The organism is Mycobacterium sp. 852002-51971_SCH5477799-a, from assembly GCF_001667145.1.
GTDB lineage: Bacteria > Actinomycetota > Actinomycetes > Mycobacteriales > Mycobacteriaceae > Mycobacterium.
The window spans coordinates 1-972 of record NZ_LZIF01000108.1 but is presented as its reverse complement, the minus strand read 5'-3'; the positions used below and the strand labels follow the sequence as shown (position 1 = coordinate 972).

The window sequence follows — 972 nt, the reverse complement described above, 5'->3', positions numbered from 1 at the left end:
GTGCCGATCGATCCGACACAGCCGGGGGCGCGGATGCAGTTCATGCTCGCTGATGCGGGGCCGGTCGCGGTGGTGACCACCGCGGAGTTGGCCGAGCGGGTGCAGGGCTATGAGCTGTCGGTGATCGAGGTCAACGATGCGCGCATCGACACCCAGCCCAGCACTGGATTGCCGGGGCCGGCAGAGGACGACATCGCGTATCTGATTTACACCTCGGGCACTACTGGTGTGCCTAAGGGGACGGCCACCACCCACCGCAACGTGACCCGACTGTTCGAGGCACTGGATTTCGGTATCATCCCTGCGCCAGAGCAGGTGTGGTCGCAGTGTCATTCGTTGGCGTTTGACTATTCGGTGTGGGAGATCTGGGGCGCGCTGTTGCACGGCGGGCGGTTGGTGGTGGTGCCCGAGTCGGTGGTCCGCTCACCAAAAGACCTTCACGCGTTGCTGGTTCGTGAGCAGGTCAGCGTGCTAAGCCAAACCCCATCGGCTGCGGGGATGCTCTCACCTGAAGGGCTGGATTTGGCGGCGTTGGTGGTCGCCGCTGAGCCCTGCCCGGCCGAGCTGGTAGACCGCTGGGCAGCCCGGCAATTGATGGTCAATGCCTACGGCCCCACAGAGACGACGGTGTATGCGACTATCAGCGCGCCGCTGGCAGCGGGTTCCAGGGAGGTACCGATCGGGTCGCCGGTGCCCGGAGCGGCGTTGTTTGTGCTCGATAACTGGTTGCGTCCGGTGCCCGCTGGGGTGGTCGGTGAGTTGTATGTGGCTGGTGGCGGGTTGGCTTATGGCTATGTGGGTCGGGCGGGGTTGACCAGTGCGCGGTTTGTGGCGTGTCCGTTCGGTGGGCCAGCAGCGTCGGGCATCCGGATGTATCGCACTGGGGATGTGGTGTCGTGGGGCGCTGATGGTCAGTTGCGGTATGTGGGGCGTGCTGATGAGCAGGTCAAGATCCGCGGGTATCGCATCGAG

1 protein-coding gene is annotated in these 972 nt (G+C 64.6%); it reads left to right on the top strand.

Annotated elements, in window-relative coordinates:
* Nucleotides 1-972, top strand: a 972-nt coding sequence (locus A5753_RS17010; protein WP_156656143.1) for an amino acid adenylation domain-containing protein, incomplete at both ends; no start/stop codon positions are given.